Annotated in this window: 17 protein-coding genes and 3 pseudogenes; 9 read left to right on the forward strand and 11 right to left on the reverse strand. The window is 49.9% G+C overall.

Going from position 1 to position 19,607, the window contains the following annotated elements; all coding sequences use genetic code 11:
- From G465_RS15520 to argA, 6 genes and pseudogenes are all read right to left on the reverse strand, one after another.
- Positions 1-235, reverse strand: a 235-nt coding sequence (locus G465_RS15520) for a helix-turn-helix domain-containing protein (protein ID WP_155846531.1), incomplete at its 3' end; no start/stop codon positions are given.
- Positions 236-407: 172 nt separating this feature from the next.
- Positions 408-896: a DUF456 domain-containing protein gene (locus G465_RS0109790; protein WP_022654290.1), complete on the reverse strand. Its 489-nt coding sequence runs from the start codon at positions 894-896 to the stop codon at positions 408-410.
- Positions 893-2,972, reverse strand: a pseudogene (gene ppk1 / locus G465_RS14330) (polyphosphate kinase 1). Before ppk1 ends, G465_RS0109790 begins: the two are co-directional and overlap by 4 nt.
- Before the next feature lie 66 nt (positions 2,973-3,038).
- A complete protein-coding gene (locus G465_RS0109800) occupies positions 3,039-3,311 on the reverse strand; it encodes an oxidative damage protection protein (RefSeq protein ID WP_022654291.1) in 273 nt (90 codons plus the stop codon).
- Between the two features lie 124 nt (positions 3,312-3,435).
- On the reverse strand, positions 3,436-5,568 hold the full coding sequence (locus G465_RS0109805) for a diguanylate cyclase domain-containing protein (RefSeq protein ID WP_022654292.1): 2,133 nt from the start codon (positions 5,566-5,568) through the stop codon (positions 3,436-3,438).
- Positions 5,569-5,706: 138 nt separating this feature from the next.
- On the reverse strand, positions 5,707-7,029 hold the full coding sequence (gene argA / locus G465_RS0109810) for an amino-acid N-acetyltransferase (RefSeq protein WP_022654293.1): 1,323 nt from the start codon (positions 7,027-7,029) through the stop codon (positions 5,707-5,709).
- Positions 7,030-7,188: 159 nt separating this feature from the next.
- Between argA and G465_RS0109815 the strand changes: the two genes are divergently transcribed.
- Together G465_RS0109815 and G465_RS0109820 are read left to right on the forward strand one after the other, a co-directional pair.
- The gene (locus tag G465_RS0109815) at positions 7,189-8,433 is read left to right on the forward strand and encodes a uracil-xanthine permease family protein (RefSeq protein WP_022654294.1); all 1,245 of its coding nucleotides are present in this window, start codon (positions 7,189-7,191) and stop codon (positions 8,431-8,433) included.
- 143 nt (positions 8,434-8,576) lie between these two features.
- Positions 8,577-8,915 (forward strand): nucleotidyltransferase family protein, encoded by a 339-nt coding sequence (locus G465_RS0109820; RefSeq protein ID WP_022654295.1) that lies wholly within the window; start codon positions 8,577-8,579, stop codon positions 8,913-8,915.
- Positions 8,916-8,983: 68 nt separating this feature from the next.
- Here G465_RS0109820 and hemN read toward each other — a convergent pair whose 3' ends face one another.
- Complete coding sequence (gene hemN, locus G465_RS0109825) at positions 8,984-10,402, reverse strand: oxygen-independent coproporphyrinogen III oxidase (RefSeq protein WP_022654296.1); 1,419 nt, start codon at positions 10,400-10,402, stop codon at positions 8,984-8,986.
- A 104-nt stretch (positions 10,403-10,506) separates the two neighbouring features.
- Here hemN and fnr point away from each other — a divergent pair, with 104 nt between their 5' ends.
- Positions 10,507-11,271 carry a fumarate/nitrate reduction transcriptional regulator Fnr gene (gene fnr, locus G465_RS14335; protein WP_052165436.1) on the forward strand — a complete coding sequence of 255 codons (765 nt, stop codon included), beginning with the start codon at positions 10,507-10,509 and terminating at the stop codon, positions 11,269-11,271.
- Here fnr and G465_RS0109835 read toward each other — a convergent pair.
- From G465_RS0109835 to metX, 3 genes are read right to left on the reverse strand one after another with little or no spacing between them, the layout of a single operon-like run.
- Positions 11,268-12,512, reverse strand: coding sequence for an AmpG family muropeptide MFS transporter (locus G465_RS0109835; RefSeq protein ID WP_022654298.1), 1,245 nt, complete (start codon positions 12,510-12,512; stop codon positions 11,268-11,270). The two genes, fnr and G465_RS0109835, sit on opposite strands and share 4 nt — an antisense overlap.
- Positions 12,509-13,096, reverse strand: a complete 588-nt coding sequence (gene metW, locus G465_RS0109840) for a methionine biosynthesis protein MetW (RefSeq protein ID WP_022654299.1) — start codon at positions 13,094-13,096, stop codon at positions 12,509-12,511. Before metW ends, G465_RS0109835 begins: the two co-directional genes overlap by 4 nt.
- A complete protein-coding gene (gene metX, locus G465_RS0109845) occupies positions 13,093-14,238 on the reverse strand; it encodes a homoserine O-succinyltransferase MetX (RefSeq protein ID WP_022654300.1) in 1,146 nt (381 codons plus the stop codon). The genes metW and metX overlap by 4 nt, the downstream gene beginning before the upstream one ends.
- 95 nt (positions 14,239-14,333) lie before the next feature.
- Between metX and G465_RS0109850 the strand changes: the two genes are divergently transcribed.
- The 5 genes and pseudogenes from G465_RS0109850 to upp form a co-directional block, all read left to right on the forward strand.
- The gene (locus G465_RS0109850; protein WP_245556785.1) at positions 14,334-14,531 is read left to right on the forward strand and encodes a protein MIGRI; all 198 of its coding nucleotides are present in this window, start codon (positions 14,334-14,336) and stop codon (positions 14,529-14,531) included.
- A 160-nt stretch (positions 14,532-14,691) separates the two neighbouring features.
- Positions 14,692-17,400: a bifunctional diguanylate cyclase/phosphodiesterase gene (locus G465_RS15135; protein ID WP_022654302.1), complete on the forward strand. Its 2,709-nt coding sequence runs from the start codon at positions 14,692-14,694 to the stop codon at positions 17,398-17,400.
- A gap of 161 nt (positions 17,401-17,561) precedes the next feature.
- Positions 17,562-18,032 (forward strand): response regulator, encoded by a 471-nt coding sequence (locus G465_RS0109860; protein ID WP_155846532.1) that lies wholly within the window; start codon positions 17,562-17,564, stop codon positions 18,030-18,032.
- Positions 18,004-18,750: an EAL domain-containing protein gene (locus G465_RS14345; RefSeq protein WP_052165437.1), complete on the forward strand. Its 747-nt coding sequence runs from the start codon at positions 18,004-18,006 to the stop codon at positions 18,748-18,750. Before G465_RS0109860 ends, G465_RS14345 begins: the two co-directional genes overlap by 29 nt.
- 3 nt (positions 18,751-18,753) lie before the next feature.
- A pseudogene (gene upp / locus G465_RS14350) lies at positions 18,754-19,278 on the forward strand (uracil phosphoribosyltransferase); the annotation flags it as partial.
- Positions 19,279-19,353: 75 nt separating this feature from the next.
- Here upp and G465_RS15525 read toward each other — a convergent pair.
- Positions 19,354-19,483 (reverse strand): annotated as a pseudogene (locus G465_RS15525) (IS200/IS605 family transposase); the annotation flags it as partial.
- A gap of 21 nt (positions 19,484-19,504) precedes the next feature.
- On the opposite strand from G465_RS15525, the gene G465_RS16550 reads away from it, so the two are divergent.
- Positions 19,505-19,607, forward strand: a 103-nt coding sequence (locus G465_RS16550) for a helix-turn-helix domain-containing protein (protein WP_155846497.1), incomplete at its 3' end; no start/stop codon positions are given.

Here is a 19,607-nt window from a genome sequence, read left to right on the forward strand (position 1 = left end):
GCAAAGCTTGGCTTGGTGATTCTCTCAGCCAAGCAAATTCTTGCTTCCAGCTGGGCAAAAGATTGGCCAATTTGACGTAAGAAAACTTGGCTTTGGGGTCAGTCTGATACCATTCCTTTTGCAACGCCAACGCCTTATTAAAGACGAACCGACACGAACCCGCAAAGCGCGACATGTGTCGTTTTTGCTGGCCGTTGGGTGTCAGTTGGAATTTGAAGGCTTGAAGTCGTTTCATGCGATCATTATACAAACCGCAAAGCAAACATTGATTTGTTTTTACTTTACAACCGCAACACTAAACCCAAAAACGGCTTTGCCGTTTGCGCCTGATATCCCCGCCATGAATGGCGAGGTTTTACGGCGCAGGGGATAAACACCGCCCGTGCTTGGGCGGTGTTGTATATGGTCTAGACCAAATAGGCGCCGGCAAATACCCCCACCATGGCTAAGGCGGAACCAATTTTCGCCACGGTGCCGATAATCAACCCTAGTAAAGTCGCCAGCCCCACTTTACCTGCCTGCCACATCCCACGCTGTGCCATCAGCTCACCGATCGCCGCACCAACAAAGGGGCCGAGGATCAGGCCGGGCAATCCAAAGACAATCCCAACCAAACCACCGATAAACGCCCCCCATAACGCTTGTTTACTGGCGCCGCACACTTTCGCGCCGAGTAAACCGGCAACAAAATCAATTGCCATACCAAATAATGCTAGGCCAACAATCACCGCCAATGCGATACCACCAACGGCGAGGAAATCCCCCGCCCATGCTAATAAGACCAAGCCGGCGGCTAAAAGAGGCAAGCCGGGAATGGCGGGGAGAATGGTGCCAAGGATGCCAAGAAGAGAAGCAATCACACCCAAGGCGAGAATGGCGATGTCGGTTCCAGTCATTTTTGCTCTTCACTGTATTCGACCAACAATTCCGCTTGTGCAGCGCGTGAACGGCCCCGACCAGTCTTCCGGCGGTAGCTGCCATCTGCGAGCATTTCCCAAGTGTTGGTGTTATCAGTCAGATATAAACGCAAGCCCTCGCGGATCACCCGTTTTTTCAAACGGGCATCGAGAATTGGCGTGCAGGTTTCAATACGGCGGAAGAAATTACGTCCCATCCAGTCAGCACTGGCAATAAAGACATCTTCTGCCCCTTCGTTTAAGAAATAAAACACCCGAGTATGTTCAAGGAAACGCCCAACAATCGAACGTACACTGATATTGTCAGATACCCCCGGTACCCCCGGCCGCAGGGCGCAGACGCCACGCACAATCAGCTGGATTTGTACCCCTGCTTGACTGGCGCTATACAGCGCTTGAATCACTTGCGGTTCTAACAACGAATTCATCTTGGCGATAATGCGGGCAGGTTTGCCGGCACGGGCATGGTCAGCCTCACGCTCAATCAGGGCCATCATTGTCGGGTGCAAACTAAATGGCGATTGCAACAAATGACTGAGCTGGTTTGCGCGACCCAAGCCAGTAATTTGCACAAAAATATCGTTGACATCGCTGGCGATTTCTTCGTTGCAAGTCAACAAACCAAAATCGGTATACAACCGTGCAGTCCGTGGGTGATAGTTACCGGTGCCGAGGTGGACATAACGACGCAATGCGCCTTCTTCACGCCGTACCACCATCAACATTTTGGCATGCACTTTGTAGCCATAGACGCCGTAAACAACATGTGCCCCCGCGTCTTCCAACCGACTGGCCCAACTGATATTCGCTTCTTCATCAAAGCGCGCCATCAGTTCGACTACCACAGTTACTTGTTTTCCTGCCCGTGCCGCCATAATCAGCGACTCCATCAATGCTGATTCGGTGCCCGTGCGGTACACCGTCATTTTAATGGCGACCACCTGTGGATCAGTCGCGGCAATATGCAACAGATCGATCACCGGCTGGAAACTTTGATAGGGGTGATGCAATAAAATATCGCCCTTGCGAATCGCCGCCAGTAAGCCCGATTTTTTACGTAATACTTCAGGCAGCGTAGGGGTGAAAGAGGCAAATTTCAAATCGGGACGATCGACCAAATCGGGTACCGACATCAAACGAACCAAATTCACTGGGCCATCGACTCGGAAAATATCGCGGCGTTCTAAATTAAATTGGTTGAGTAAAAACTCTTCCATATGTGGTGGGCAGGTATCGGCAATCTCTAACCGTACGGCCTCACCATACTGACGATGGCGTAATTCACCTTGCAACGCCGTACGCAGATTTTTTACCTCGTCTTCTTCCACATTCAATTCACTGTTACGGGTAACGCGGAATTGATAACACCCTTTCACGGTCATACCCGAGAACAGCTCTTGGGCATGGGCATGCAAAATAGACGACAAAAACACAAAGCAGGCTTTATCGCCACACAGTTCACGCGGCAGACGAATTACCCGAGGTAAAACCCGGAGGTAAAACCCGTGGCGCTTGCACAATGGCAATGCCCGAATTACGCCCGAAGGCATCTTTGCCTTCTAACTCAATGGCGAAATTCAAACTTTTGTTAAGAAGTTTTGGAAAAGGATGCGAAGGATCGAGACCAATCGGGGTCAAAATTGGCATCACTTCCTTAAAGAAATATTGCCGAATCCATGCCCGTAATTCGTCGTTCCAATCATTGCGACGAATAAAAACAATGCCTTCCTTTTCGAGTGCAGGAAAGACCATTTCTTTCATCAAAGCATATTGCCGCGTCACCAAAGCATGGGCAGCATCAGACAGTCGTTCTAAGGCTTGGCGCGGGGTAATACCGTCGGGTAATACACGCTCTGGCCGCAAAGCCGCTTCTTCACGCAACCACGCTACCCTGACTTCGAACAATTCGTCCAGATTAGATGAAACAATACATAAAAAGCGCAGGCGCTCTAATAGGGGCACAGCAGGGTCTTCCGCTTGTGCCAGCACCCGACGATTGAATTCAATCAAACCAATTTCACGATTTAGCAGTAAGTCAGCAGCAGGAGTTGTCATCAGATTAGCGTCAAAGTCAGTGAATAAAAACGCCCGAGACCAACAGGAAACGGGCGCCGATAACAGTTATGCCTTTGGAGGAACAAAGCCAGATACGGCATCCGCTCCCTGACCAAAGAAGTAATTTTGTAGCTGTTGCGTCAGATATTGACGAGCACGTGGGTCGGCCAAGCTCAGACGGTTTTCATTGATTAACATGGTTTGATGGCGAATCCACCCTTGCCATGCTTCCTTTGACACATTGTCATACAACTTTTGACCCAACTCACCGGGCAGCGGGGCAAAATCCATTCCCTCAGCTTCACGACCCAGTTTGATACAGTTCACCATACGGCTCATCAATCTATCCTTTTTTAGCCAAACCATACACGCGGCAGATTGCCGGAGTATGAACACGCCTCATTTTTTAACGAGGCAACCGGAAAGAGAAGATAGCGACGACAGGGGTAATTGACAATCCAAGTTAATCAACTATCGAAGAAGAAGCATCCTTGAGCGAGTTAGGCTCGGAGTCAGAACAAGGGATACTCATCTGTTGCGCATCAAACACACACCACTGCCCACCCCGTTTTTTTGCCTCATACATTGCTGCATCGGCCACCGCAGTCAGCATCATGGTGTCGGAGGCATGTTGTGGAAACACGGCTACACCAATGCTGCTGCCGACATGACAGGTTTGTCCTTCAAACATAAATGGTAGCTGGGCAATATGGTCTTGCACTCGTTGTGCGACCACGGCCGCCGCCTCTAAATCGGCATCTGGCAATAAAATGGCAAACTCATCCCCGCCTAAGCGATACAGCCACTCGCCGGTGCGCAAGATATAGCCCAGGGTGCGAGCAATCTCGACTAACACCTGATCCCCTGCGGCATGGCCGTAGGTGTCATTGACTTGCTTAAAGCGGTTGAGATCGAACAATAAAATGGCCAGCGAGTGTTGCTGTTGTTGTGCTTGATACAAATAGTGTTCGATATCGTGCTGAAAACGCCGCCGGTTAAAAATGCCAGTTAAGGTATCGCGTTCGGCCAAAACACGCAGTTGTTCTGCATAAGCACGTTCATCAGTCACATCTTGGAACACCCACAAACGGCCATTTTCCTCACCACTGACCGGCACATTAAAGGCAGTCAAAATCACCCCTGCATCTACTTCAAACTCCCGCACCACATTATCAACCTGTGGTTGGGCAAACAGTTGTGGCAATAGCGAGGGTAGCGGGTATTGATTCAGTACCGGCGCCGGTGGCAAGCCCCAGAGTTGGGCAAAAGCGGGGTTAGCATAGACAATCCGATCTTCATGATCGACAAACACCACGCCGACTTGTAAAGACGAGAACAGTGCGCGCAACCGCGCTTGTTCTCGTTGTGCTTGGCGCAGATGCAGTTCATTTTCTTGTTGCACTGCTTGTAGCTCGGTAATGGCCTGTTGCAAGGCCAAATCGGCCTGTTTTTGACTGGTGTAATCCAATAAGCTGGCGCGTAAACCCAAAAAGCGCCGTTCTTGGCTATACAGCGGCTGCCAATTGGCAATCACCCAAATAATACGACCATCACGATGCCGCATCCGAAATTGAAACCCCTGTCCGGCACTTTGTTGGCGAATGGCTTGGCTAATATAGTCGCGCACTTGTTCGCCGTCTTCAGGGTGAATGATGTCATCTAATAAGCGGACTTTTTCGTTGAGTAATTCCTCGGCGCGATAGCCGGTGATTCTTTCCACCGAAGGATTGAGCCAATAGAGTTTACCTTCACGGTTGAGCCACATTTCCCAAGCGTAGGTGTAGTCGGCAATCGCATGGAGTGTTTCGCGTTGTTGCCGCAGCGTGCTCATTTGTTCACGCAAAGCATCGCGCATCTGGGCAAAGGCGGCGGCTAAACGACCAATTTCATTGGCATTACTCGGTGGTAACGAGGCTTGATAATCACCATCGGCGATGGCCCGTGCGGCACGAATTAACGCCGACAGCGGGCGACCAATCCATAAACCAATTAAAGCGGTCAATAAACCGAGCAGCAGAATACTGACCACCATCACCAATAAGACCTGTAACAGCAGGGTTTTCAAAGCGGCGGTGGCGGTTTGTAACGATAAAACATAACTGACTTGCCCGATTACCTTGCCACCATCGGTAATCACGCTACGTTGATACACGCCCTCAGACAGGGAAAATAACAGCGACACCGAAGCCAACGCCTCTTGTTGTCGTGATGGGGAAGGGATGATTTGTGATTGTTGTAACAGTGCAATTTGTTGCCCCTGTTGGTTTTCCACCGCGAGATACAACAAATCACTTTGCGTGAAGGATTGGTTCACCAGATCGACGACACGAGGGTAATCCTCATAACGCAACGGCTCTTGTAACACCGCTTGTAGCAGTTGACGTACTTCATAGCTGCGAACTTGCAGAGCTTGGCGGGTGCTGTGTTCCCACGAAAACAGCATAATCAGCAACATCATGCCAACTAATAAGAGATTGGCTAAGAACCCTAGTGCAATCAAACGAAAGCGCAAGGTTCGCACAAAGAGCGCACAGCCCTGTTGCTGGGTGTCAGTCGAGTGTGAGCCCGCAGAAGGGGAAGGATATGATTCTTGCATCAGACAAAACACCCCCAACAGCAACAGAAATGAATACAGAATGTCAGGTTGTACCGATCCCTGCTCGCTTTGACAATCCGTGTAGATACGGTCGTTTGAAAGAGAGTCACCAGATTGTGCGACTTACGCCGAATTCTATTAAGACAACGTTTTGATTAACACTTGTGAGCGGCGTTGGTGATTATAAAAAGCTTTTTTTGCCTCGGGCAGTGCCTCGGGTGTCGCCAATACAAAACCATGCTCAACAAACCAATGCGCCGTTTGTGTTGTTAAAACAAAGAGTTTAGCCATCCCTTTAGCCCGCGCTTGTCGCTCGACCTGCTGCACCAAGGCATCACCAAAGCCCCCATCTCGCCACTCAGGATCAACTGCTAAACATGCCAATTCTGCCATTTGCTCTTTGGGATAAGGGTGCATGGCGACACAGCCAATAATCATCCCATCATGCTCCACCACAAAATAGTGCTGAATTTCCATCTCAATCAGCTCACGCCCACGTTTGACTAACGCCCCTCTTTGTTCCAGCGGTTCGATCAGTGCCAAAATCGCCCCGACATCATCAATCGTCGCCGTACGCATCTTGACTAGATTTTCGCGTGAAATCATGGTGCCAATACCATCGTGGGTGAAAAGCTCGGTCAGCAACGCACCCTCTTCACGATGACTCACCAAATGCGCCCGCGCTACCCCTTTGCGCGTGGCACGCGTGGCACAGGCTAAATATGTCCATAAACTCCCTGGGGTCAGTTCTTTTTCTTCTAATAGCTGCTCGGCCTCACCGGCGGTCAACTCGGGTAAGAATGTGCCATCTTCACTGTGTATGCCATCGCTGTCGGCGAGGAAAATCAGTTTATCTGCCTGCAAATTGACTGCCAGATCGGTGGCTAATTCTTCCATCGTCAAATTAAAGCTTTCGCCGGTTGGCGAAAACCCTAATGGCGAGAATAAAACGATTTCACCGAGGGCGAGGTGGTCGCGGATGGCTTGCACATCGATTCGCCGCACTTGGCCGGTATATTGCATGTCCACCCCGTCTAACACACCGAGGGGACGTGCCACCACAAAATTGCCACTGCTAATACGCAAGTTGGCGCCAGCCATCGGTGAATTAGGGAGTGCCAAGCTGAGCTGCGATTCAATTTCCGCCCGCGCCAGCCCGACGGCCTGCCGCACTGCCGCTAAACCTTCGCTATCGGTAATCCGCCGACTGCCGTGGTAATGCGAAACAATGCCCTTAGTGGCTAAGACTGCATCGATTTGTGGCCGAATGCCGTGCACCAAAACCACCCGCACCCCAAGACTAATTAACACATTTAGGTCGTAACACAGTGGCGCCAGACGATCGGTTTCTAATAACTCACCGCCAAACGCAATCACAAAGGTCTTGTTACGAAAGGCGTGAATATAGGGAGCGGCTTCACGAAATGCGTAGACAAAAGCAGGGGTATGTAATGACGTCATCAGGCAAACTCAGATAAAGGAGAATAAACAATCACAAATTATGCCAGCACTATCAGCAAAATTACTGTCAAGGGAGCATCTGACTATAAGGCTTCTGGCACAATAACGCGGTTTAGCAGAGATCTCTGCTATTTTTTTCTTTGCCTAGGATAGTAAACCATGTTTTCGACGCTTAAACAGGCCATTGCTGGGGCACAAATTTTATTTGTTGCTTTTGGTGCTTTGGTTCTGGTTCCTCTTTTGACTGGATTAAATCCAGCCATGGCCCTGCTGGGTGCTGGGATTGGCACCTTGTTGTTTCAACTGTGTACCCGCAATCAAGTGCCGATTTTTCTCGGTTCATCGTTTGCTTTTATCGCGCCAATTATTTATGCCACCCAAACATGGGGCTTGCCCTCGACCATGTTCGGTTTGTTTGCCGCTGGCTTTATGTACTTTGTCTTTGCAGGTTTAGTGCGTTGGCGTGGTATCGAAGCTGTCCATAAATTGCTGCCGCCGGTGGTGATTGGCCCAGTCATTATGATTATCGGTTTGTCGGTCGCTACTGTCGCCAGCAATATGGCGATGGGTCGGGCAGGCAGCGAACAAGTTATTCCATACAGCACCGCGTTGATACTGGCGACGATTTCCTTAACCACGACTGTCATTGTGGCGATTTTTGCTCAAGGCATGTTCCGTTTGGTGCCCATCTTAGCAGGGGTTTCCGTCGGTTATATTGCAGCCAGCGTCATGGGCTTGGTCGATTTTGGCAAAATCGCTGCTGCCCCTTGGTTTGCTGTTCCGCATTTTGTAACACCAGAAGTGAACTGGGCCGCAGCCCTGTTTATGTTGCCGGTGGCGATTGCTCCAGCGATTGAACATATCGGGGGGGTGATGGCAATTGGTGGGGTAACGGGCAAAGACTACACCAAAACCCCGGGCCTACACCGTACCTTGGCTGGGGATGGTTTAGGCGTGTGTTTTGCTGGTTTAATCGGCGGCCCACCGGTTACCACTTATGCCGAGGTTACCGGTGCGGTGATGATTACTCGCAACTTCAATCCAAGAGTGATGACATGGGCGGCTATTTTCGCCATTGCGATGGCTTTCTTCGGTAAATTTAATGCCTTGTTGCAATCGATTCCGATGCCAGTCATGGGCGGTATTATGGTCTTGCTCTTTGGTACGATTGCCTCGATTGGCCTGAAAACCCTGATCGAAGCCAAAGTCGATTTAATGGCCCCTCGCAATTTGGTGATTGTCTCGGTGGTATTAACCACCGGTATCGGGGCATTAGAGCTGAAAATTGGCGACTTCTCTTTGGTCGGTGTGGGGTTATGTTCGGTGTTGGCGATTATCTTGAACTTGATCTTGCCAAAACGCGAAGCCCATCACGAGGGGATTCGTGAAGGGCAAGATATTTAAATCTATTGAATATACGCCCACGCATTTTCCTTTCTTGCAGGAATAGATTAGGAAAGGAAAATGCGGCCGGTTCGAAAAATTGGCTGTTCTATACAGTACCTCAATAGAGATCACACATTAGAAAAAATTAGGTAAATCCTGCGATGGCTGAACTCAAAACCCTCTATTTGCCAGAAAAGTACGCGGTACAAGTTCGCAAACTGCTGGAAAAGTATATTCCAGAAGCAACAGTTTGGGCCTATGGCTCTCGAGTGCGAGGCGATCATTACGAAGCGAGTGATTTGAACCTAATGGCGCGCTTTCCTGCTGATAAAAAACGGGATGTCTTTCGTTTAAGTGTGGTGAGAGAGGCTTTTGTTGAAAGCCATATCCCAATCATCGTACAGATTGTCGATTGGGATGCGATTCCTGAGTCGTTTAAGGAAGAAATTTTGGCGGGGTATGTCGTGGTGCAAAAACCAGATGTTGAACCTACCGCCTAAAGCGGCAACAGACAAGGCATGATTTATCCGTACGATGCAGCCACCCCAAAGGGGTGACTGGTTCTGAGTTAAATCGTACGCGAATAACGGGCATGGGTTTGTTTTTCGCGCAGATGACGGTCAAACACCATTGCGACCGTGCGAATCAGAAAACGACCACGGGGGCTGATGGTGAGCCATTCATCGTCAATTTCCAACAAGCCCAGCGTTTGATATTCCGCCAGTTTTTCCAATTCCCACGCGAAATAACGCTTAAAGTCAATGCCGAAACTTTCACTGATGGCGTCCATCGACAGAGCAAAACGACACATCAAGGCTTGAATCACCGTTCTTCGTAGCAAATCATCGGCAGATAAACATAAACCACGCAAAATCGGCAGTTGGCCTGCATCCAACGCTGCATAGTATTGCTCGATTTCTTTGTGATTTTGTGCGTAGCTGGGGCCGACTTTCCCAATCGAAGACACACCAATGGCAATCAAATCATGGTCGGCATGAGTCGAATAGCCTTGGAAATTACGCTGCAACCGCCCTTGTTGTAAAGCCACTGCCAATTCATCTTCTGGTAGGGCAAAATGGTCCATCCCAATAAAAACATAACCTGCTGTCCCAAGGTGTTGCACCGCCATCTGCAGAATATCGAGCTTCACCTCTGGTACAGGCAATTCTGCTTCGTTGATACGCCGCTGCGGCATAAACACCGAAGGCAGATGGGCATAGTTATACAAAGCTAAACGGTCAGGACGAATGGCTAATACTCGATCAAGGGTCTCTTGTACCGAAGCCAATGTTTGTAATGGCAGGCCATAAATCAAATCCAAACTGATCGATTTAAAGCCAGAAGCTCGCGCAGCTTCAATCACCACACGGGTTTCTTCTTCACTTTGAATGCGGTTAACGGCTTGCTGGACAAGCGGATTAAAATCCTGTACACCAACAGACATGCGGTTAAAACCCAGTTGTGCCAAGTGCGCGACGGTCTGTGCAGTGACTTTGCGTGGGTCAATCTCAATCGAGAATTCCCCATGTGGCAATAGATGAAAAGTCCGGCGAATTGCCGTCATCAGCCGTGTCATCTGCTCATCGCTGAGAAAAGTCGGTGTGCCGCCGCCAAAATGAAGCTGGATCAAATCTTGCTTATCGCCGAGCAAATCGGCGTATAAGGCAAGTTCGCGTTCCAGATAGTCTATGTACTGGTCTGCACGCGAACGATCTTTCGTGATAATTTTATTGCAACCGCAGTAGTAACAGACGGTATTGCAAAAAGGGATATGCACATACAACGACAACGGCCCAGCATTCGCACCAATTTGCCTTTGCTGTAAGCTATGTCGATAATCCAATTCTCCAAACTCGCTGCTAAATCGATCAGCAGTCGGGTAGGAGGTATAACGCGGTCCACTGCCGTCCAACCGCTCAATGAGCTGACGGTCGAATTCAAAACGAGCTGATGGAGAAGCTAACATGGCAAAATTCGCAGTGCTCATAAAGAAATATCCTATTCAATGGCTGCACTGTGCCTGAGCCAACTCAGATTGTTTTTGATACGAATCAACCGCCCCTCAATTCCACTCTATATCAGAATTTACCCATGCTCGATCCCCGTCCTGTTCCCCTGCACACCCTCAAAGTTTCCTGCTCGAACTGCAGCTTACGAGAGCTGTGCCTGCCTCTTGGTCTGAACCGAGAGGAAATGTCACAGCTTGACGCGGTGATCCGACAGAGTCGCCGCGTCAAACGCGGTGAATATCTGTTCCGAGCAGGAGACCCTTTCCGAGCTTTATTCGCGGTCCGCACCGGCTTTTTCAAAAACTGTGTGTCTAGCCATGATGGTCGTGAACAAGTCACCGGGTTTCACATGTCTGGTGATCTCATGGGGTTGGATGGCATCAGTAGCAACACCCACGGTTGTGATGCACAAGCTTTGGAAGATTCGGATGTCTGTGAGCTGCCGTTTGCGCGCTTGGAACTCCTCGGGCGAGATATTCCGAGCCTACAACGTCATTTCTTCCGCCTGATGAGTCGTGAAATTGTACGCGACCAAAGTGTGATGTTATTGCTTGGCAATATGAAAGCGGAAGAACGATTGGCCGCTTTTTTGCTGAATTTATCGCAACGCCTCTCCGCCAGAGGGTTTGCCGCCAACGACTTTGTTTTACGGATGAGTCGTGAAGAAATTGGCAGTTTCTTAGGCCTGAAACTCGAAACAGTGAGCCGCACGCTTTCGAAATTCCAAGCAAACGGTTGGATTAGCGTTGACCATAAACATATCCGCCTGCTCCAACCAGAACACTTAAAACAACTGGTCAGTGGTTGTGCAGGCGGTTTTGCTGACGATCACAGCGCCCACGCCTAATGAGCCGTTGCCGTCTTGTCTGAAGTCGCCTCATGCCATGGGGCGACTTTTACCAGTAGCAACATCCCCGGTATTGCCAACACCGTACACAGCAAGAAAAACGGTGTCCATCCTAATGCTTCCACCAAATAGCCAGTTCCAGCATTGATGACCGTACGCGGTACGGCGGATAAGCTGGTGAATAGCGCCAGTTGCGTGGCGGTATACAGTGGGTGGGTCGCACGGGCAATAAAAGCAATAAACGCCGCCGAACCCAAACCCACCCCCAACGCCTCGGCTGAAATCACTAAGGCTAAAGTCAGTTTATCTGGGCCGACTTGGTCGAGAATGACAAAGCCCAAAATTGTCACCATCTGCACCACGCCAAATAACCATAAGGCGCGATTGATGCCGAGCTTTAACATCCAAATTCCACCGAGTAAACCACCTATTACAGCAGGCCAAAGCCCAGCATGTTTGGCGATCAATCCAATATCAGATTTTGTAAATCCCGTATCAAGATAAAATGGCGTCGCCAGTGCGGTTGCCATGCTGTCACCGAGTTTATATAGGAAGATAAATCCTAAAATCAGTAGCGCATGTTGCCATCCAGCCCGATCAATAAATTCACGAAATGGCTCTACCACGGCTTCGCGTAAAGTGCGCGGTGCAGCGCCTTGCAACATCGGTTCACTCACCGTCAATGTCATCAACAGCCCCGGCAGCATAAAGAGAGCGGTGATCCAAAAGACTGTTGGCCACGGTAAATGGTCCGCTAAGATCAGCGACAAGGAACCGGGAATTAAACTCGCCAAACGATAAGCATTGATATGAATAGAATTCCCTAGCCCTAATTCAGCATCGGGTAAAATTTCACGCCGATAGGCATCCAACACAATATCTTGGCTGGCGCTAAAAAAGGCCACCGCCACCGCCAATACAGCAATCGACCAAATATCTTGTTGTGGTTGAAAAGCGGCAAAGCCAGCGAGCGAGGCAATCAAGCCCACCTGTGTTGCCAACATCCAGCCACGCCGCCGCCCTAGTGGCAAGCTAAAGCGGTCCATCAAGGGCGACCAAATAAACTTCCAAGTGTAGGGCAACTGAATCAGCGCAAATAAGCCAATCGCTTTTAAGTCAACGCCCTCGGTGCGTAACCATGCCGGTAAAAGATTGATCAAAAAATACAGCGGCAAACCGGACGCAAAGCCAGTAAAAATACAAATTAACATGCGCCGATTGAACAAGGCCTGCCAATTCATACTGCACGCCCGATACGATAAAACGCCAAACTGCCGAGCAAATTGGGCAAGAAATCAATTCGACTACCGCCGTCCATCACCACCCGCTCTTTGACCTCAATCTGATTTTTGGCGCACAGCGCTTCAAAATCTCGCAACATACACAAATGAATGTTAGGGGTATTGTGCCAATCGTACGGAATGGTTTCTGAAACCGGCATGTGGCCTTGCAAAATTTGCAGACGGTTTTTCCAATAGCCAAAATTGGGGAAAGACACAATCGCCTCACGGCCTACACGCAACATTTCGACCATGATTTGTTCAATGTGGCGCATCGCTTGAATGGTTTGTGATAACACCACCACATCAAACGCATCACTCTGAAAATCGGATAAACCCGCTTCTAAGTCACCTTGCACCACGTTGATCCCGCTGCTCACGCAGCGAATCACATTATTGACATCAATCTCGACACCATAGCCGACGACTTTTTTGTGTTGGCTGAGATAGGCTAATAATTGGCCATCGCCACACCCCAAATCTAACACCCGACTGCGGGCAGGAATCCAATCGGCAATCAACTGTAGGTCACTGCGTAACATCATACCCCCGCTTTCAACGCGACAAGATTGAGATAAGCATGCATCAAAGCCACATACGGTGGGTCGGTCATTAAAAACGCATCATGCCCATGCGCCGACTCAATCTCGGCGTAGCTGACCGTTTTTTGTGCATCAATCAGGGCTTTGACAATTTCTTTTGATCTGGCCGGTGAAAAACGCCAATCGGTGGTAAACGCCGCAATTAAAAACTTGGCTTCAGCACGCTGCAATGCGCGTGCCAAATCCCCCTGTCCCCATTCAGTGCCGGGGTCGAAGTAATCTAGCGCCTTGGTCATCAACAGATAGGTGTTGGCATCAAAATAATCGGAAAATTTATCGCCCTGATAACGCAGATAACTTTCGATTTCAAACTCAACATCGTAACCAAACTTATATTCGCCCGAGCGCAACAGACGACCAAATTTTTCGCCCATGCCATCATCGGACAAATAAGTGATATGCCCCAGCATTCTCGCTAAACGCAGGCCCCGTCGGGGAATAGCGTCTTTTTGATAAAAGTCACCGCCATAAAATTCGGGGTCGGTCAAAATGGCCTGCCGCGCAACGTCATTGAATGCGATATTTTGTGCGGTCAATTTTGGCGCTGAGGCAATTACTAAAGCATGGTGCAAACGGTCGGGAAAACGAATCGACCATTCCAACGCTTGCATACCGCCCAAACTGCCGCCAATCACCGCCGCCCAACAGCGAATGCCTAAATAATCAGCCAACCGAGCTTGTGCATGTACCCAATCGGGCACAGTTACAACCGGAAAACTCGAACCATAGGGCTGACCCGTTGCTGGATTGATTGAGCGAGGGCCTGTCGAACCATGACACCCGCCGAGATTGTTAACGCCAACGACGAAAAAGCGGTCAGTATCAATCGGTTTTCCCGGGCCAACCATATTGTCCCACCAACCGGCTGCCTTATCGTCTGGGTGATGACGACCAGCAACATGGTGGTGACCAGATAGGGCATGGCAGATCAGAATGGCATTCGAGGCTTGTTGATTCAGCGTGCCATAGGTTTCAAACACTAACTCATAGCTAGGTAAGACATGACCACTGGCTAAAGTCAGTGGCGTGGAAAAATGGGCCGTCTGTGGACAGACCAAACCAACAGAATGTGGGTCGTGGTTCATCAGTCTCGATCAGCAAAAAATAAAGAAAAAGGATTATACCGCTGCCGCTTGCTGCACAGGCAGCCAGCCCGTGATAATCGTCTTTCGTTTTTCCTTTGCGAAAGCCTGCTGTGATTGGCCGTTTACTGCGCTTTTTTTTATTTGTCTTGCTGGTGGTATGGCTATTACGTCGTTTATTAGGGTATGAACAGAAAAAAACGCTAAGAGAATGGATCACCACGCTGGCACAAGCTTTAGTCATTAGTTCTGTTTTATTCTTTGCTTTGTACTTGTTTGGCATCTCTTTGCACTAAAGAGCACGAGTGATGCTGAAAGCAAATTCGACAGCAAGATTGTTGCAATGCATGCTGCACAATCTGTGCTTTCGTGCATAATGTGGCAGCCTTGTTTAAGCCGGTTTGCCTAAAAACGCCGCTTTGGTTTAACTCATGACCTTTAAGTAGATTTGTTATTGTGAACCTTGCTGACACCGCCTCTGTCGCCTTACATCCCATTTTGCTACAGCGCCTGCGCCGAGGCATGTTGTGGTTCTTTTTGTTTTTATGTGTCAGTACCAGCATTTTCATCGGCTGGACCATTCTCGACCACTATCAAAGAACCACTGCCGATGCCAATGCGCGGATGGTGACCTTGGCAAAAGCGCTGGAAACCCATATTGATGCCTCGATGCAAATCGTCGCTGCACATATGCGCGTGTTAGCGGAAGATCAAGATTGGCGTAATGCCGTCCGCCGAGGGGATGAAGCAACGGCTTTCTCGCGTTTGAAGCAAGAAGTCGAACTCTTACCACAACTGACGTTAATTGGTGCCGCAGGGCATGATGGCCGAGTGTTAACCAGTTCGTTGCGCTATCCAGTCGGTCAAGCCTCGGTTGCCGAGCGTGATTTTTTCTTAGGCAGTATTAGGCGTACTGACGATGCAGCACATCTGTTCCGCCCCGCCCCCGCTGCTTTAAATAAATCGGTGATTTATCTCCCGCTGAGTATGCCCTTACTCGATAGCACAGCAACACGTAGCGAGGGGGTGTTAGTTGCCGGTATCAATCCAACCTATTACCACCGCTTTTATCGCTCGCTAAGCCTGCCAGAAAACATGACCGTGGATATGGTGCGTGATGATGGGATTCGTCTGATCCACCATCCGCAAAATACAACGCCATTTGGTGAAGATGTCCGCGATACGCTCTATTTCCGCCACCTACGCCGGCTTGGTACTTCGGGTTTGTTTGAAGTAGCACATGACGGCAAAGACATGGTGTATGCCGGCAGCCGTTTGTCAGGTTTTCCGCTGACCGTGGTGGTCGGTTTACCTAAGTCGCAAGTGCTGAACGATTGGTATCGTGATTCCTTAAATCGTTTGTTGATGGCGGGGTTGATGATTGCGGCGGTTGGGGTATCGCTCTATTTGCTCAATCGACAAATCCATCGCCTGCAACAAAGCGAAGAAGAACGGCAACTGGCAGAACAAGCCTTAGTGAACAGTGAACAACTGTTGCGTTTGTCCTTGGATGCTGCTGAAACAGGCTTATATCGACTTGACCTCAAGAGCTTGGAATTAACGGTTGATTTAGATTGTTTAGATTGGCCAGACTTTGATTTTTCTCGCCATCGGTATCCGCTTGAGGAATGGACCGCGCTTGTTCACCCTGAAGATCGTTGGATGTTAGAACGGGTGGCGCAAGTCCCACACAATAATCAACAACATATTCGACTTGAATACCGTTTGCATGTCGGTAACGATTACCACTGGGTATCGGTACAAGGGCAATTTATCGACCCAGATGAACACGGTGTCCCACAGCGGCAAGTCGGCACCATCAACGATATTCACCGGCGCAAAGAAGCGGAATCCCGCGTGGCTTACAACGCCCGTTTTGATGCGCTCACCGGCTTGGCCAACCGCTATTACCTTAGCGAACGCCTAGAAGAAGCCATCTTGCGCGCGCAAGAGGGGCAATACCATGTTGGGGTATTGTTCATCGACTTAGACCACTTCAAAAATATCAATGATTCCCTTGGTCATGCGGTTGGTGATGAGGTGTTAAAACAAGTAGCGGCGCGCTTGGCCGACTATTTGTCATCGGAAGACACCTTAGCGCGGTTAGGCGGTGATGAGTTTTTGATTGTTCTGCCACGGATTCAGAATGAACGCGAGGCAGTCGAATTAGCTGGCGCGATTGTGACCGCCATGTCGATGCCAGTGGTAGTAGATGGACGCGAACTGACGGCCTCGTCCACTGTCGGGATCAGTATTTATCCTCGTGATGGTGAACAGGCGGATGTGCTGATTCGCAATGCCGATGCTGCGATGTATCAAGCCAAGGCACGCGGCAGAAACAACTTTGGTCTTTATACGCCTTCGCTCAATGCCGATGCCGCTGAACGGCTCGAGTTGGAAAGTCAATTACGCACCGCCCATTTGCGTGGCGAATTGCGTTTGTTCTATCAACCACAGGTCGATGCTCAAACTGGTGTGGTGATTGGAGCAGAAGCCTTGATGCGTTGGGTTCACCCTGAATTAGGGATGATTTCACCAGGAAAATTTATCCCCATTGCCGAGTCATCTGGTTTGATTGTACCGATGGGAACATGGGCGCTCAACGAAGCCTGTCGACAAAGCCGCGAGTGGCAAGAAGCAGGATTGCCAGACCTCACCATCGCCGTCAATCTGTCGAGTTTACAGTTCCAACAAGCGAATTTTGTCGATTTAGTCGCCGATGCCTTGCGCGAATCGGGTATCCGGCCTTCTTGTCTTGAACTGGAATTGACAGAAAGCATTGTGATGTTTGATGTCGATCAGGTGGTGGCCATTATCGACCAACTGAAGCTGCTGGGGATTCAACTGTCGATTGATGACTTTGGTACCGGCTATTCTAGCTTGTCTTATCTGAAGCGTTTTAATGTCGATAAGTTAAAAATTGACCAAAGCTTTGTCCGTGATTTGCCGGGCAACAGCAGTGATGCAGCGATTGTGCGAGCCATGATTGCGCTTGGGCGTAATCTGCATTTGAAGTTGATTGCCGAGGGCGTTGAGACAGCAGAACAGGCGGCATTCTTGGCCCAAGAAGGGGCAGATGAGCTACAAGGCTATTATTTTGCCAAGCCGATGCCGGCCCAACAATTTGCCGATTTTTTAGCGCAAAATCACCGACAACCCCATTAACAGTTTTAGCAAAAGCTTAAATCCTTGCTTAATACGTGCAATTTTTTGTGGCTTCGTGCAAAAATCCCCGTCCTAGACGGGTTTTTTTGTTAAATTGCCAGCCTTTATGGGCGACAACAGCCCTGCATGATTTGAACCCTATTTTGGTGCGAACTGACGCTATGATATCTCCTCAACATATTTTGATTGTCGATCATCAAATCTCACGGTGTGTACTGTTAACAGAACGGTTACGGACGCGTGGAGTGCGTGCGGTGCGCCGTGTTCCTTCTATCGAAATGGCACTACAAGCCCTCGACCAAGACGTCACCGACTTGGTGTTCTGTGCTGTTGATTTGCCACAACTGGCTGGTATTGCGCTGTTGCGTGCGCTTGCCGCCCGCCCATCGAACCCAACTCTCGTGCTGTATGGTGAACTTGATCCTGCCCTATTGGCGACAGCCGATCGGATGGCAGAAGCCCTAGGTCTCAAAACCTTGGGCTGGAGCAGCACGCCAGCTGACGATGCGGTGCTTGATGCCTTGTTTGCCCGTATCCACAACGACGATATGCCAGAACCACCGGCTGTCGTTCCGCCGGAAACCATCGACGATATTGTGCGTTGTGCGTGGTATTGCCAACAACGAATTTGAGTCGTTCTTCCAACCGATTCTTGATCTGAAAAACAACCGTGTGGTTGGTGTGGAGGCGCTGGCGCGGTGGCGTCATCGTGAAAAAGGGCTGATTCACCCAGCCAGCTTTATTCCCGTGTTAGAACGCTTTGACATGATGGATGCTATTACCGGCATCATGGTTGACCGTGCAGCGGCGGCTTGCCGTCGTTGGTTAGATGATGGCATTCGCTTATCTGTTGCGATCAATTTATCAGCCGTCTCGTTGTCTGATACCGAACTGGCCGACGAATTGGCAGCTCGTGTCTTACGTCATGGTGTGCCGCCTGCGCGTTTTGTGTTTGAGTTTAGCGAAACGGGGATCAATGCCCATCCAGCTGATGCGTTAGAGAACGTGTTACGGTTACGGATGCACGGCTTTGGTTTGGCGATTGACGACTTTGGTGTCGGTGGTGCTTCGTTAAAACAACTGTCGGCACTGCCCTTTACCCAATTGAAAATTGACCGTGCCTTCGTACACGGTGCGGCAGGTGACCCCACTTTATCGTCAATTTTAGAAACAGGCCTGTCATTGGCACGCCGTTTAGGTTTGGAAGCGGTCGCCGAGGGGGTGGAACGCGAAGCCGATATGGAATTACTGCGTCAGCTCGGATGTGATCGCGTACAGGGCTATGCCTCTGGTGAAGCGTTGCCAGAAGCCGAGTTTTTGGCTTGGTTAAAAGCACGTGGCGAGGCATAAATCATGAATATCCATGTGGTGAATCACCCGTTGGTACAACATAAGCTTGGCCTGCTGCGTGAAGCGGGGGTCAGTACCAATAAATTCCGTACTTTGACGCAAGAATTGGCGCGTCTGTTGGCCTATGAAGCCACCCGCGATTTTGAAGTAGAAACCGTGACGATTGATGGCTGGTGCGGCCCCATCGAGGTGCAGCAGATTAAAGGCAAAAAGGTTACGGTGGTGCCGATTTTGCGCGCGGGTCTGGGCATGTTAGATGGCGTTTTAGATTTAGTACCCTCGGCCAAAATCAGTGTCGTGGGGCTCTATCGTAATGAGGAAACCCTCGAACCTGTTCCCTACTTCGATAAGTTTGTCGATGCGTTGGATGAACGCATTGCCCTGATTATCGACCCCATGTTAGCGACAGGGGGCTCGATGGTTGCCACGATTGATTTGCTCAAGCGTAAGGGATGTAAACATATTCGTGCGGTGGTGATGGTTGCTGCGCCAGAAGGGGTGCAAGCGGTAAATGCTGCCCACCCTGACCCGGTGCGCGACAAGCCCCGCCGTTCAGGGCGGGGAAGGATAGCGCGGACGGCGTAGCCGTCCTTGGGTTTCAGTCTTGGGCGGGTACGCCACCAATAGGTGAACATGATCATCCTCGCCGTCCATATTTCGCCACAAAGACCAAATGGACGTGCATCTTAAAAACGCAGTGCCGACTGCGCCTAATATCGTTGTCATCTCTCATAGACCAAAGTATCATTGATTCATGCAACGACTTCAAGCCTTCAAATACGAACTGGTGCCAGACGGCCATCAGGAGCGGCAAATGCGCCGCTTCGCTGGCTCGTGCCGGTTCGTATTCAACAAGG

This window comes from Aquaspirillum serpens DSM 68, assembly GCF_000420525.1.
GTDB lineage: Bacteria > Pseudomonadota > Gammaproteobacteria > Burkholderiales > Aquaspirillaceae > Aquaspirillum > Aquaspirillum serpens.